The organism is Mizugakiibacter sp. (genome assembly GCF_039680435.1).
In the GTDB taxonomy this organism is placed as follows: Bacteria; Pseudomonadota; Gammaproteobacteria; order Xanthomonadales; family Rhodanobacteraceae; genus Mizugakiibacter.
In genome coordinates, this window is sequence record NZ_JBDKSX010000016.1 from 1 (window position 1) to 12,304 (window position 12,304).

A 12,304-nucleotide genomic window follows, 5' to 3' on the forward strand; every position below is an offset into this window, starting at 1 on the left:
GTTCCGCGCGCGCCTGCGCTATCCGGATCCCGCCGCGCCCGGCGGCGTGCGCGTCCTGAATGGGCTCACCCTGCCCGGCGTGCCGGCGCTGGTCGCCGGCAGCAACGGCCAGATCGCCTGGGCGTTCACCAACAGCTACGGCGACTGGGAGGACTGGGTGCGCGTGCTGCGCGACCCGGCCGACCCGCGGCGCTACCGCGTGCCGGAAGGCTGGGCCGGCATCGAGCGCCACGACGAGACGATCCGCGTGCACGGCGAGGCGCCGCGCACGCTCGCCGTCGAGAACACCCGCTGGGGCCCGATCATGGCGCACGACGTCGACGGCACGCCGCTGGCGCTGGCCTGGACGGCGCAGTTGCCGCGTGCGCTGAACCTCGAGCTGATGCGGCTGGAGCAGGCCGCCGACGCCGGCGCCGCGCTGGCGATGGCACCGACCTTCGGCATGCCGGCGCAGAACTTCGTGGTCGGCGACGCGCACGGCCGCATCGGCTGGACGCTCACCGGCAATGCGCTGCCGCTGCGCGCCGGCTTCGATCCCAGGTTCCCGGCCGACTGGTCGGCGCCTGGCTCCGGCTGGGTCGGCTTCGCCGCGCCGGCGCAGTACCCGCGCATCGAGGATCCGGCCGACGGCCGGCTGTGGACGGCCAACAACCGCACCACCTCCGACGCCTGGCTGGCGCTGCTGGGCGACAGCGGCTACGACAACGGCGCGCGCGCGCGGCAGATCCGCGACGACCTGCGCGCGCGCACGCGATTCGCGCCCGCCGACCTGCTGGCGATCCAGCTCGACGACCGCGCGCTGTTCCTCGCCCGCTGGCAGCGCCTGCTGCAGGACACGCTGGCCGGCAACCGGGAACCTGCGCTGGTCGAGATGCGCCGGCTGAGCGCGCGCTGGAGCGGCCGCGCGGATACGGACAGCGTCGCCTACCGGCTGGTGCGCGCGTTCCGCGACGAGGTCGAGCAGCAGGCGCTGGCGCCGTTCGCGGCGCGCGTGCAGGCGCGCTTCCCCGATTTCCGCTGGCCGCAAGAACTCGACCGCGAGGCGGCGGTGTGGGCGCTGGCGACGCGGCAACCCCCGAACCTGCTCGATCCACGCTATCCGGACTGGCACGCGCTGCTGGCGAGCAGCGCGCGCGCCGTCGCCGAGCGCCTCGGCGCCGAGCCCGGCGGGCTTGCCGCGCAGTCCTGGGGCGAACACAACACCGCGGCGATCCGCCACCCGCTGTCTGCCGCGCTGCCCGGCTTGCTCGCGCGCTTCCTCGACATGCCGCGCGAGCCGCTGCCCGGCGACGCCGACATGCCGCGTGTGCAGGCACCGGCGTTCGGCGCCTCCGAGCGCTTCGGCATCATGCCGGGCCACGAGGACCACAGCTACCTGCACATGCCCGGCGGCCAGAGCGACCACCCGCTGTCGCCCTATCACGGCGCCGGGCACGAGGACTGGGTGCACGGCGCGCCGACCCCGCTGCTGCCGGGCCCGGCCCGGCACCGCCTGACGCTGCAGCCCGCGGCCGCGCGCTGACCTGCCGTCGCGCGCGCCGCGGCGGGGCTACACTGCGCCGGCGGCGGCCTGCCGCGACGAGGAGGGGACGATGAAACCGGAACTGTTCTGGCTCACGCTGAGCGCGATCGCCACCGGGCTGATGTTCCTGCCCTACATACTCGACCGCATCGCCGTGCGCGGCCTGATGGGCACGATGGCGAACCCCAGCCCTGCCGACGCGCCGCAGCACGCCTGGGCGCAACGCGCGCAGCGCGCGCACGCCAACGCGGTCGAGAACCTGGTCGTGTTCGTCGCGCTGGTCGCGGCGGCCCAGTTCGCCGGCATCAGCAGCGCACAGACCGTGCTCGGCTGCCAGCTCTACTTCTGGGCCCGGCTGGCGCACTACGTCATCTACAGCGCCGGCATCCCGGTGCTGCGCACGCTGGCCTTCGCCGTGGCGCTGGTCGGCGAGGCGCTGATCGCGCTCGCGCTGCTCCCGACGATGTAGGCGACAACCCCGCCTGCCGCGGCTGCAGCGCCGTTGCCGCCGCGGCGGGAACCTTTTCCCTTGCGGGCGCATTACGCCCTCGAGGGGGCTCGTGGCGCGCGGCGGCGCCATGCGGCCCGGGCCCCCGATTCACCACCAACACTAGGGGATTCGAGATGCTCAACTACGCGATTCTGATCTTCGCCGTCGCCGCGCTCGGCGGGCTGTTCCTCGCCGCCCACGTGCTCCGCGACAAGCTGGCCCCGTGGGCGGTTTCGATCCTCCACGCGCTGCTGGGCGCCGCTGGCCTGGTGACGCTGATCCTGATGGTGCTGCAGGGCGCCGCGCCGGCCCGCCTGACCGCCGCGCTCGGCCTGCTGGTCATCGCGGCACTGGGCGGGTTCTTCCTCGCCTCGTTCCACCTGCGCGGCAAGGTCGCACCCAAGACCGTGGTGATCGTGCACGCCGGCGTCGCCGTCGTCGGCTTCCTCACCCTGGCGAGCCTGCTGCTGGCCTGACGCGACGCGTCCCCCATCCCGGGAGTACCCACCATGCGCCATCCGCTGCATCCGGCCCTCGTCCACTTCCCCATCGCCTGCTGGTCGCTGGCCACGGCCGGGGATCTGGCCAGTCCGTTCCTGGGCGAGCCGGCATGGCGTCTCTCGGGGATGCTGCACGTGGCGGGGAGCGCGCTCGCGCTCCCCGCCATGCTTGCCGGCTTCGTCGAGCTGCTGAAAGTTGCGGAAGACAGCCCGGCGATCAAGATCGCCAACCGGCACATGGCCGTGGTCATGACCGCCTTCTGCTTCTATGCCGCCAGCCTGTTCCTGCGCCTCGACGGCACCACCCTGCAGGCGCCCGGCCCGCTCGAAACGGGCCTGGGCGTCGCCGGCTTCGCCTGCCTCGCCGCGGCCGGCTGGCTGGGCGGCAGGCTGGTGTACGAATTCGGCGTCGGCAGGAGCGAGTCCGCGGGCGCCTGAACGTCCATGCAGGCGCGCACGGCAGGAAACCCGGGCGCGGCCGTCGGGGTGCAGACGCACCGCGCCGGCCCGCCGCACACCGGAGAATCGCGATGAGACTGGCCGCACCCACCCAGGCCCCGCAACTGGCCATGACCGACATCTACGGCGAGCCCGTCGCGATCGGCAGCGGCCGCCGCAGGACGCTGCTGTGCTTCTTCCGCGACGCCGCCTGCCCGTTCTGCAACTTCAGGATCTACGAGCTGACCCAGCACCACGCCAGCCTGGCTGCGCTCGGCCTCGACATCGTCGCCGTGTTCGCCTCGTCGCCCGAGGAGGTGAAGCGCTTCGTCGCGCGCAAGCCGAGGCCGTTCCGCGTCATCGCCGATCCGGCCTCGTCCGCCTACGACGCCTACGGCATCGAGCGCTCGTTCTGGCGCAAGCTGAAAGCGATCGCAACGCGCCTGCCGACGCTGCTGCGCGGCCTGCGCATCGTCGGCCTGGCCGGTCTGGACACGAACAACATCCTGCCCGCCGACTTCCTGATCGACGAGAACGGCCGCGTCGTCGAGGCCTACTACGGCCGCGACGCCGGCGACCACATCCCGTTCGAGCGCGTGGAGCTGTTCCTGGCGCGCGGACTGATCCGACGCTCCGTCGCGTGAGCACGGCGCGGCACCGAATAGTCGCGCAAGCGCCACCTAACGCCGAAACCGACGCGATCACGCGAAGGACTCCTCGCGGCTGTCCCAGGGCGAGCCCCGGTCCACAACGCGGCGCTCGTACGCCGCGGCACGCCTGACCGGGGCCGTCCTCTCTTCTGGCTAGCGTATCTGGACGTCCTTGAGCGTATACGTCGCAGTCACGCTCGTCGTCTGATAGCCGGTCATGAATGCGACCCCGTACTTGTCGAGATATGCAAACTGCGATTTCTTCGATGCTACGCCATTGACGTTTTCGAACGTGCAGTTCAAGGATCGCGCATCTCCCTCCAGTTTCGGATGGATGCGGCTGGCTGGGAAGGGGTCACCGGCAGAGCAACGAATTGCAAGCGATTGCGGATTGGGAACCGGCCCGGAAAATCCCGTCGTATACGCGAAGCTTATGTCGCCGCTCGCGTCCAACGGATCCATGTGGACGATCGACTGCGTGGTGCGGATCAGATTCGCGTTCGCGGAGCTGTAAGTAACGGACTGCTCGCGCAACGGGAACAGGTCACGGTAGCTCAGACCGAAGAACGCGCCCGACGCCAAACCGTTCGAGGTGATCTCCGAACTCTGCTGGATCATGCCGTGCTCGAAAGCTACCAGCACCGTATGGATGGTGAACGAGCGCGTTTCCTTGCCTCCAGGGGCGCTCAGGCTACCATCGATGTCGAACGTCATCGAATGAAAATCGAAGGCCTTGCTGTCCGCTGCCTGCAACCAATGCAATACCTCCTCGGGGAGGGCGCCAGGCGTGAAATTCTTCTGCAGGTAGCCCGGCTTGTCTGCCACCACATCCTTCACCCTGACCGGCGGTGAAACGCATCCGTGCAATAACCCCGATGCAATCAACGCCAGAAACACCACCCTGAATTCGCCCCTCATTTCCTTCCTCCTGGATTGGAATTAGAGAATCATGCCGCACACCGATCTCACCCACTCCGTGTGCGCGCTCCGGCAAGTCACTCCAACAGCTGCTTTTCCGGAAGATGGGCATCATGGTGAGCCGCGCCCGAATCGGCAAGTGGCAGGGTTCGATCAGATCACCATGCCCCCCTGTCAGTCCCGCTCGGTCGCCGGCGAATATGGAGACGTGCACAACCATCAGCGCAGCAGACGCTCGGCGAGCGCGAGGTAGAGCCCCGGCAGGCGCTCGAGTTCGTCCAGCGCGACGTGCTCGTCGACCTTGTGGATACTGGCGTTGACCGGGCCGAGTTCGACCACCTCGGCGCCCAGCGGCGCGATGAAGCGGCCATCCGAGGTACCGCCGCCGGTGCTGAGCTCGGGTTCGACGCCGCAGCGCTCGCGCAGCACCTCGACCGCGGCACGGCGCAGCACGCCGTCGCGGGTCAGGAACGGTTCGCCGGAAAGGTCCCAGTCCAGCGCGTAGTCGAGTCCGTGCCGGCGCAGCGTGTCCTCGACGCGCGCACGCAGGCCGTCGGCGCTGCTGGCGGTGCCGTAGCGGAAGTTGAAGCGCGCTTCCAGCACGCCGGGGATCACGTTGTTGGCGCCGGTGCCGCTGGCGAGGTTCGACACCTGGAACGTGGTCGGCGGGAACGCCTCGTTGCCGTCGTCCCAACGCATCGCCGCCAGCTCGGCCAGCGCCGGCGCGAAGGCGTGGATCGGATTCAGCGCCTTGTCCGGATACGCCACGTGGCCCTGCACGCCGCGCACGGTGAGCGTGCCTGACAGCGAGCCGCGCCGGCCGATGCGGATCAGGTCGCCGAGCTTTTCCTTCGACGACGGCTCGCCGACCACGCACCAGTCGATGCGCTGGCCGGTCGCGCGGAAGTGCTCGGCCACGCGGCGCACGCCGTCGAGGTTGGTCGGTCCCTCCTCGTCGCTGGTCAGCAGCAGCGCGACGGTGCCGGGATGCCGCGGATACGCGGCGACGAAGGCCTCCAGCGCCAGCGTCATCGCCGCCACGCCGCCCTTCATGTCCGCGGCGCCGCGGCCGTACAGGCGGCCGTCGCGCACGCTGGGCGCGAACGGCGGCGAGGCCCACGTGTCTTCCGGACCGCTCGGCACCACGTCGGTGTGGCCGAGGAACGCCAGCACCGGCGCACCCTCGCCGTGCGTCGCCCACAGGTTGTCGACCTCGCCGTGGCGCAGGCGTTCGCAGCGGAAGCCGGCGCGCGCGAGGCGCTCGGCGAGCAGCGCCTGGCAGCCGGCGTCGTCGGGCGTGATCGACTTGCGCGCGATCAGCGCACGGGTCAATTCGAGGATTTCGCTCATCGTGCTCACGCCCTGGCCTTGCCGAACAGCCGCTCGTAACTGCCGCCGGTGAAGCCGACGGCGACGCGGCCGTCGGCCAGCACCGCCACCGGATGGCGCAGGATGCCGGGGTGCTCGCGGATCAGCAGCGTCCACTCCGGATCGCTGTCCGGATGCTTGCGCTGCGGCAGCAACCCGGCCCAGGCGCGACCGCCGCGATCGACCAGCGCGCCCCATCCGCCCAGCGCCGCCGCCCACGCCTTCAGGGCGGCGGGCTCGGGGCGTTCGCGGGCGAGGTCGACGAAGCGGTACGGCGGCCCGAAGCGGTCCAGCCAGCGGCGCGCCTTGCCGCAGGCGTCGCAGCCGTCGAGGCCGTACACGACCGCCGCCTCAGCCACCGAACAGCTCCGCGAACTTCTTCTCGGTGAAGCCGACGCCGACCGCGCCGTCCTTGACCAGCACCGGCCGCTTGACCAGCGCCGGATAGGCCTTGATCAGCGCCAGCCACTCGGCGTCGGTCGATGCGGCCTTCTGCGCGTCCGTCAGATCGCGCCAGGTGTAGCTGGCGCGGTTGACCAGCTTTTCCCAGCCGAGCGTCTTCGCCCAGGCCCTCAGCGTCGCCGGCGCGACGGGATGCTCGCGGTAGTCGGTGAAGGCGTGCCGGACCCCGTGCGCGTCCAGCCACGCTCGCGCCTTGCCGCAGGTGCCGCACTTGTGCAGGCCGTACAGTTCGACGCTCATTCGGCGCTCCGCAGCAGTTCGTTGATGCCGACCTTGGCGCGCGTCTTCGCGTCGACCTGCTTGACGATGACCGCCGCGTACAGGCCGTGCGAGCCGTCGCGCGCCGGCAGACTGCCGGCGACGACGACGCTGCCGGCCGGCACGCGCCCGTACAGCGTCTCGCCCGTCATGCGGTTGTAGATGCGCGTCGACTGGCCGAGGAACACGCCCATGCCGATCACGCTGCCGCGCTCGACCACCACGCCCTCGACCACCTCGGAGCGCGCGCCGATGAAGCAGTCGTCCTCGACGATCGTCGGATTCGCCTGCAGCGGCTCCAGCACGCCGCCGATGCCGACGCCGCCGGACAGGTGCACGTTGGCGCCGATCTGCGCGCACGAGCCGACCGTGGCCCAGGTGTCGACCATGCTGCCGGCGCCGACGAAGGCGCCGATGTTGACGTAGCTCGGCATCAGCACCGCGTCCTTGCCGACATGCGCGCCGCGGCGCACCAGCGCGCCCGGCACGATGCGCGCGCCGACCGCGCGCAGCGCGGCCTCGTCGGCGCCGGCGAAGCGCAGCGGCACCTTGTCGAACGCCGCCATCGGGCCGCCGTCCATCGCACGGTTGGCGCTGACGCGGAAGTACAGCAGCACCGCCTTCTTCAGCCACGCATGCACGCGCCAGCCGCCGGCGCCGTCCGGCTCGGCGACGCGGCGCTCGCCGCGTTCCAGCAATTCCAGCACGCGCTCCAGCGCGGGGCGCAGATGGGCGTCGATCTCGGTCTGGCCGAGCGCGGCACGGCGCTCCCAGGCGTCGTCGATCAGGCTTTCAAGTTCCTGCATGGTGCTCTTTCGGTTGGGATGCGGCTTCGCCGCCGACGCGCCGCAGCAGCGCGGCGTGCAGCGCTTCGCGCGCGGGCGCGTCCAGCGGGCGGTCGCGCGCGTCGGCGATGCGGAAGAAGTCCTCGACCCGCTCGCCGAACGTGGCGATGCGCGCATCATGCACGCGCATGCCGGCATCGCGGAAGGCCTGCGCGACCGCCGCCAGCAGGCCCGGCCGGTCGGTGCACACCAGCGCGAGCTGGGTGCCGCCGTCGACGCTGTCGCTGAACTCGATGCGCGGCGCCATCTGGAAGTGGCGCAGCCGGCGCGACAGCCCGCGCCGCGCCGGCTGCACGCGATACGGCGCCTGCGCCAGCGTGCGCTGCAGCACCTCGCGCAGCTCGGCGGCGCGCTCGGCGCCGGCCGGCGCCTGGGTGTCGGTCTCGAGCAGCAGGAAGGTGTCGAGCGCGACGCCGCGCTTCGAGGACAGCACGCGCGCCTCGACCACCGAGAAGCGCATGCGGTCGAGCGTGGCGGTGACCGCGGCGAACAGGCCGTCGCGGTCGGGCGCGTACACGAACAGCTCGGTGCAGCCGCGCACCGAGAACGGGTGCACCGCGACCAGCGGCGCGTCGGCGCGCCCCTCGCGCACGAGCGCGGCGGTCTGCCAGGCGATCTGCTCGGGGCGGTGGCGCAGGAAGCTCTCGTCGGGGAAATCCGCCCACACCCGCGCCGCGGCATCGGCATTGATGCCGTCCGCCAGCAGCAGCGCCAGCGCGCGCTCGCGGCACTCGCGCACGCGCGCCTCGGCGTGCGGCGGGCGCGCCAGGTCGCCGCGCAGCGCGTAGCGCGCGGCCACGTACAGGTCGGCCAGCAGGCGGTCCTTCCACGCGTTCCACAGTTTCGGGCTGGTACCGGCGATGTCGGCGATGGTCAGCAGGTAGAGGTGGTCGAGGCGCTCCCAGTCCTCGACCTGCGCGGCGAAGCGGTGCACCACGTCGGGATCGGTGATGTCCTGGCGCTGCGCGGTGACGCTCATCAGCAGGTGCCAGCGCACCAGCCAGGCGACCAGGTCGACGTCGGCCTCGACGAGGCCGAGCTTCGCGCAGAACGCGCGTGCCTCCTGCTCGCCGAGCTGCGAATGGTCGCCGCCGCGGCCCTTGGCGATGTCGTGGAACAGCGCGGCGAGCAACAGCAGCTCGGGCTTGGCCAGGCCCGCCCATACCTCGCAGGCGACGGGAAACTCGCGGCGCTGGGCAGGATCGGCGAAGCGCGCCACGTTGCGCAGCACGCGCAGGGTGTGCTCGTCCACGGTGTAGACGTGGAACAGGTCGTACTGCATGCGCCCGACCACGCGGCCGAACGCCGGCAGCACCGCCGCCAGCACGCCGTGCCGGTTCATGCGCGCCAGCGCCTCCACCGCCGGCGCGCCGCGCGCCAGCAGCGCGCGCAGCGCCGTCAGCACGTGGCCGTCGTCGGCCAGCGCGGTGCCGCCGCGCGCCAGCGCCTGCTGCATGCGGCGCATGGTGTCGGCGCTCAGCCCCTTCAGCCCGGGATGGTCGAGCAGCACCGCGAACGCGCCCACCAGCGCCTGCGGGCGGCGCAGGAACAGGTCGGGCGTCGCCGCTTCCAGCCGCGCGCCGAGCGCGACGAAGTCCTGGTCGATCGGCTGCGCCGGCGCGCGCGGCGGCTCCAGCAGCTCGTCGAAGCGCTCCAGCAACTGCGTGCCGAGGCGTTCCACCGTCTGCGCGGCGCGGTAGTAGGCCTGCATGCACTGCTCGACGCCGAGGTTCTGCGCGTGCTCGTCGACGTAGCCGAGGCGCGCGGCCAGCGCGCGCTGGAAGTCGAACAGCAGGCGCTCCTCGGCGCGCCCGGCTTCGAGATGCAGCGCGTAGCGGATGCGCTGCAGGGTGACCTCGGCCGCGGCCAGCGCGGCGGACTCGGCGGGGTCGAGCAGGCCGGCCGCGGCCAGCGCCTCGAAGCTGCCGGCGCCGACGATGCGCCGGCCCAGCCAGCGCATCAGGTCCAGCGTGCGCAGGCCGCCGGGGCCGTCCTTGAGGTTGGGTTCGAGGTTGTAGGCGGTGTCGTCGAAGCGCGCGTGGCGTTCGGCCTGCTCGGCACGCTTGGCGGCGAGATAGGCGGCGGGCGGCCACAGCGCGGGTTCGTCGACGATCGCCGCCAATGCGGCTTCGAGCGATGCGTCGCCGCACAGGCGGCGCGCGTCCAGCAGGCTGGTGAACACGCTGACGTCGGCGGCGGCGAGCATGCGGCATTGCGCGGGGTCGCGCACCGCGTGGCCGGGCTTCAGGCCGAGATCCCACAGGCAGGCGAACAGCGCTTCCAGCGCGCGCGCCTGCGCCGCGGCGGCGGCCGGCGTCGCCAGCACCAGCAGGTCGACGTCGGAATGCGGGAACAGCAGGCCGCGGCCGAAGCCGCCGACCGCGAACAGCGCCACGCCCTCCGGCTCGCCGAGGCAGGCGGTCCAGACGTGGCCGAGGATGCGCTCGACCGCCTCGCCGCGGCGTCGCGCCAGCGCGGCGGCCGGCGCGCCTTCCGCGAACGCGGTCGCCAGCGTGCGGTCGACGTCGCCCAGCAGTTGGCGCAGCGCGAGGCGCGCATCCGCGGACACGCCCGAGCGCGGCAGCGCGGGGGGCAGGCGCGGCAGCGGCGGCAGATCGGGGGCGCGGGCGGATGGGGTGGACACGTCGCTCCTGGGCTGGGAGTGGGGAAAGCGTAACTACCCACCGTGATGCCGGCACACGCCGGCATCACGGGAGACATTGCAGCGCCAGCGCCTCCCCAGCCCTGCCTGCGCCTTGCCCTACTCCCTGCTCCCAACCCTCACGCCGCCTGCGGCCAAGGCGTAAGGATCTCGAAACCGTCGTCGGTGACGGCGATGGTGTGCTCCCACTGCGCCGACAGCGTGTGGTCCTTGGTGACCACGGTCCAGCCGTCCGGCAACAGGCGGGTGTGCGGCTTGCCGGCGTTGACCATCGGCTCGACGGTGAAGGTCATGCCCTTCTCCAGGCGCAGCCCGGTACCCGGCCTGCCGTAGTGCAGCACCTGCGGGTCGTCGTGATAGACCGTGCCGATGCCGTGGCCGCAGTACTCGCGCACGACCGAGAAGCCCGCCGTCTCGACGTGCCTCTGGATGGCGTGGCCGACGTCGCCCAGGGTCGCGCCGGGGCGCACCGCGCCGATGCCGAGCAGCATCGCTTCCAGGGTGGTGTCCACCAGCCGCTTGGCCAGCGTGGAGGGCTGGCCGACGAAGTACATGCGGCTGGTGTCGCCGTGCCAGCCGTCCTTGATCACGGTGACGTCGATGTTGACGATGTCGCCGTCTTTCAGCACCTTGGTCGGGCTGGGAATCCCGTGGCAGATCACGTGGTTGACCGACGTGCACAGGGTCTTGGGGAAGCCGCGGTAGCCGACGTTGGCCGGCACCGCCTTCTGCACCTTGACGATGTGTTCGTAGGCGATGCGGTCGAGCTCCTCGGTGGTCACCCCGGGCTTGACGTGCCCGGCAAGCAGCTCCAGCACCTCCGCGGCCAGCCGGCCGGCGGTACGCATCTTCTCGATCTGTTCGGGGGTCTTCAGGGTCACGGGCATGATCCGTAGATGGCGCCGGTCGGGGGCGCAGGCAAGACTTGTCGCGCCGGCGGCGCACGGGCTACAATTTTAAAGATTTGCGGGACAGCCATGTAAGTGGCCGCCGCGCAAAGCAGAACGCGAGGATACCCGCCACGGCGGCTCCCCGCACGGTGCGCAAGCACCTCATTCCGCACACGCATCGGCACCGCCTTCGGGGTGCCCCGCCGGCACGGCGCTTCGCCAGCACGACTGGCACGCCGGCCCGGGGTCGAAGTCGGGGATGCGTGGAGGTCCAACCCCTGGGCGCGCCACAAGCCGCCCGAACGTCAGGAGTTTCGTCATGCCCCAGGTCACCATGCGCCAGATGCTCGAAGCCGGCGTCCACTTCGGCCACCAGACCCGCTACTGGAACCCGAGGATGGAGCCGTACATCTTCGGCGCGCGCGGCAAGATCCACATCATCAACCTCGAGAAGACGCTGCCGCTGTTCGGCGACGCCATGAACTACCTCTCCGGCCTGGCGCAGAAGCGCGGCACGGTGCTGTTCGTCGGCACCAAGCGCTCGGCGCGCGAGGCCATCCAGGAAGAAGGCACCCGCTGCGGCATGCCGTTCGTCGCCGCGCGCTGGCTGGGCGGCATGCTCACCAACTTCCGCACCGTCAAGCAGTCGGTCGCGCGCCTGAAGGAACTCGAGGCCGCCGAGACCGACGGCACCTTCGAGAAGCTGGTCAAGCACGAAGTGCTGGCGCTGCGCCGCGAGCGCGACAAGCTGGAGAAGTCGCTGGGCGGCATCAAGGACATGAACAGCCTGCCCGACGCGCTGTTCGTGATCGACATCGGCCACGAGAACATCGCCGTGCTGGAAGCCAAGAAGCTCGGCATCCCGGTGGTGGCGGTGGTCGACACCAACTACGACCCGACGCTGGTCGACTACGCGATCCCGGGCAACGACGACGCCATCCGCGCGGTGCAGTTGTACGTGCGCGCCGCCGCCGACGCCATCCTCGAGGGCAAGGCCGCGTCGCCGGCCATCGCGCAGGGCGCGGCCGACGAGTTCGTCGAGCTGGACGCCGAGGGCAACCCGATCGCCAAGGACGCCGACGCCGCGCGCCGCGAGCGCAAGCCGAGCGGCGACCGCCGCCGTCCGGGCGGCGCCAAGAAGCCGGGCGCCGGCCAGCCGCGCCGCGGCAGCGGCCGCGGCAAGAACGAAGGCGGCGCCGAGTAAGTCCACGGTTCGATGCCACGCGCGCCGGCAATCCGGCGCGCCGCCATACAAGAGGTTCCACGCAATGACCATCACCGCAACAAAGGTCAATGAGCTG

Annotated in this window: 12 protein-coding genes and 1 pseudogene; 6 read left to right on the forward strand and 7 right to left on the reverse strand. The window is 71.5% G+C overall.

Going from position 1 to position 12,304, the window contains the following annotated elements:
- The 5 genes from ABFC67_RS01355 to ABFC67_RS01375 all read left to right on the forward strand — a co-directional run.
- A partial coding sequence (locus ABFC67_RS01355; RefSeq protein ID WP_346736239.1) for a penicillin acylase family protein occupies nt 1-1,522 on the forward strand: 1,522 nt, incomplete at its 5' end.
- A gap of 70 nt (nt 1,523-1,592) precedes the next feature.
- Complete coding sequence (locus tag ABFC67_RS01360; protein WP_346736240.1) at nt 1,593-1,991, forward strand: MAPEG family protein; 399 nt, start codon at nt 1,593-1,595, stop codon at nt 1,989-1,991.
- Between the two features lie 155 nt (nt 1,992-2,146).
- Complete coding sequence (locus ABFC67_RS01365) at nt 2,147-2,488, forward strand: hypothetical protein (RefSeq protein ID WP_346736241.1); 342 nt, start codon at nt 2,147-2,149, stop codon at nt 2,486-2,488.
- Between the two features lie 33 nt (nt 2,489-2,521).
- A complete protein-coding gene (locus ABFC67_RS01370) occupies nt 2,522-2,950 on the forward strand; it encodes a DUF2231 domain-containing protein (protein ID WP_346736242.1) in 429 nt (142 codons plus the stop codon).
- Nucleotides 2,951-3,042: 92 nt separating this feature from the next.
- The gene (locus ABFC67_RS01375; protein WP_346736243.1) at nt 3,043-3,594 is read left to right on the forward strand and encodes a redoxin domain-containing protein; all 552 of its coding nucleotides are present in this window, start codon (nt 3,043-3,045) and stop codon (nt 3,592-3,594) included.
- A gap of 159 nt (nt 3,595-3,753) precedes the next feature.
- Here the strand turns inward: ABFC67_RS01375 and ABFC67_RS01380 are convergent, their stop codons facing one another.
- From ABFC67_RS01380 to map, 7 genes and pseudogenes are all read right to left on the reverse strand, one after another.
- Nucleotides 3,754-4,518: a hypothetical protein gene (locus ABFC67_RS01380; protein ID WP_346736244.1), complete on the reverse strand. Its 765-nt coding sequence runs from the start codon at nt 4,516-4,518 to the stop codon at nt 3,754-3,756.
- Between the two features lie 219 nt (nt 4,519-4,737).
- On the reverse strand, nt 4,738-5,868 hold the full coding sequence (dapE, locus tag ABFC67_RS01385; RefSeq protein ID WP_346736245.1) for a succinyl-diaminopimelate desuccinylase: 1,131 nt from the start codon (nt 5,866-5,868) through the stop codon (nt 4,738-4,740).
- Nucleotides 5,869-5,873: 5 nt separating this feature from the next.
- Nucleotides 5,874-6,245, reverse strand: coding sequence for an ArsC/Spx/MgsR family protein (locus ABFC67_RS01390; protein WP_346736246.1), 372 nt, complete (start codon nt 6,243-6,245; stop codon nt 5,874-5,876).
- Complete coding sequence (locus ABFC67_RS01395) at nt 6,238-6,588, reverse strand: Spx/MgsR family RNA polymerase-binding regulatory protein (RefSeq protein ID WP_346736247.1); 351 nt, start codon at nt 6,586-6,588, stop codon at nt 6,238-6,240. Before ABFC67_RS01395 ends, ABFC67_RS01390 begins: the two co-directional genes overlap by 8 nt.
- Nucleotides 6,585-7,571 carry a 2,3,4,5-tetrahydropyridine-2,6-dicarboxylate N-succinyltransferase gene (gene dapD / locus ABFC67_RS01400; protein WP_346736248.1) on the reverse strand — a complete coding sequence of 329 codons (987 nt, stop codon included), beginning with the start codon at nt 7,569-7,571 and terminating at the stop codon, nt 6,585-6,587. Before dapD ends, ABFC67_RS01395 begins: the two co-directional genes overlap by 4 nt.
- Nucleotides 7,510-10,095, reverse strand: a pseudogene (gene glnD / locus ABFC67_RS01405) ([protein-PII] uridylyltransferase); the annotation flags it as partial. The pseudogene glnD and the gene dapD, both read right to left, overlap by 62 nt.
- Nucleotides 10,096-10,232: 137 nt before the next feature.
- Nucleotides 10,233-11,000, reverse strand: coding sequence for a type I methionyl aminopeptidase (gene map / locus ABFC67_RS01410; RefSeq protein WP_346736249.1), 768 nt, complete (start codon nt 10,998-11,000; stop codon nt 10,233-10,235).
- A gap of 322 nt (nt 11,001-11,322) precedes the next feature.
- Here map and rpsB point away from each other — a divergent pair, with 322 nt between their 5' ends.
- Entirely contained in the window at nt 11,323-12,207 is an 885-nt protein-coding gene (rpsB, locus tag ABFC67_RS01415; protein ID WP_346736250.1) for a 30S ribosomal protein S2, read from the forward strand.
- Nucleotides 12,208-12,304 lie beyond the last annotated feature (97 nt).

What these genes read in the sequence shown, in the direction of transcription:
- ABFC67_RS01360 (WP_346736240.1), top strand. Translation starts at nt 1,593, where the DNA reads ATGAAACCGGAACTGTTCTGGCTCACGCTGAGCGCGATCGCCACCGGG.
- ABFC67_RS01365 (WP_346736241.1), top strand. Translation starts at nt 2,147, where the DNA reads ATGCTCAACTACGCGATTCTGATCTTCGCCGTCGCCGCGCTCGGCGGG.
- ABFC67_RS01370 (WP_346736242.1), top strand. Translation starts at nt 2,522, where the DNA reads ATGCGCCATCCGCTGCATCCGGCCCTCGTCCACTTCCCCATCGCCTGC.
- ABFC67_RS01375 (WP_346736243.1), top strand. Translation starts at nt 3,043, where the DNA reads ATGAGACTGGCCGCACCCACCCAGGCCCCGCAACTGGCCATGACCGAC.
- ABFC67_RS01380 (WP_346736244.1), bottom strand. Translation starts at nt 4,518, where the DNA reads ATGAGGGGCGAATTCAGGGTGGTGTTTCTGGCGTTGATTGCATCGGGG.
- dapE (WP_346736245.1), bottom strand. Translation starts at nt 5,868, where the DNA reads ATGAGCGAAATCCTCGAATTGACCCGTGCGCTGATCGCGCGCAAGTCG.
- ABFC67_RS01395 (WP_346736247.1), bottom strand. Translation starts at nt 6,588, where the DNA reads ATGAGCGTCGAACTGTACGGCCTGCACAAGTGCGGCACCTGCGGCAAG.
- dapD (WP_346736248.1), bottom strand. Translation starts at nt 7,571, where the DNA reads ATGATGCGCGCATCGCCACGTTCGGCGAGCGGGTCGAGGACTTCTTCC.
- map (WP_346736249.1), bottom strand. Translation starts at nt 11,000, where the DNA reads ATGCCCGTGACCCTGAAGACCCCCGAACAGATCGAGAAGATGCGTACC.
- rpsB (WP_346736250.1), top strand. Translation starts at nt 11,323, where the DNA reads ATGCCCCAGGTCACCATGCGCCAGATGCTCGAAGCCGGCGTCCACTTC.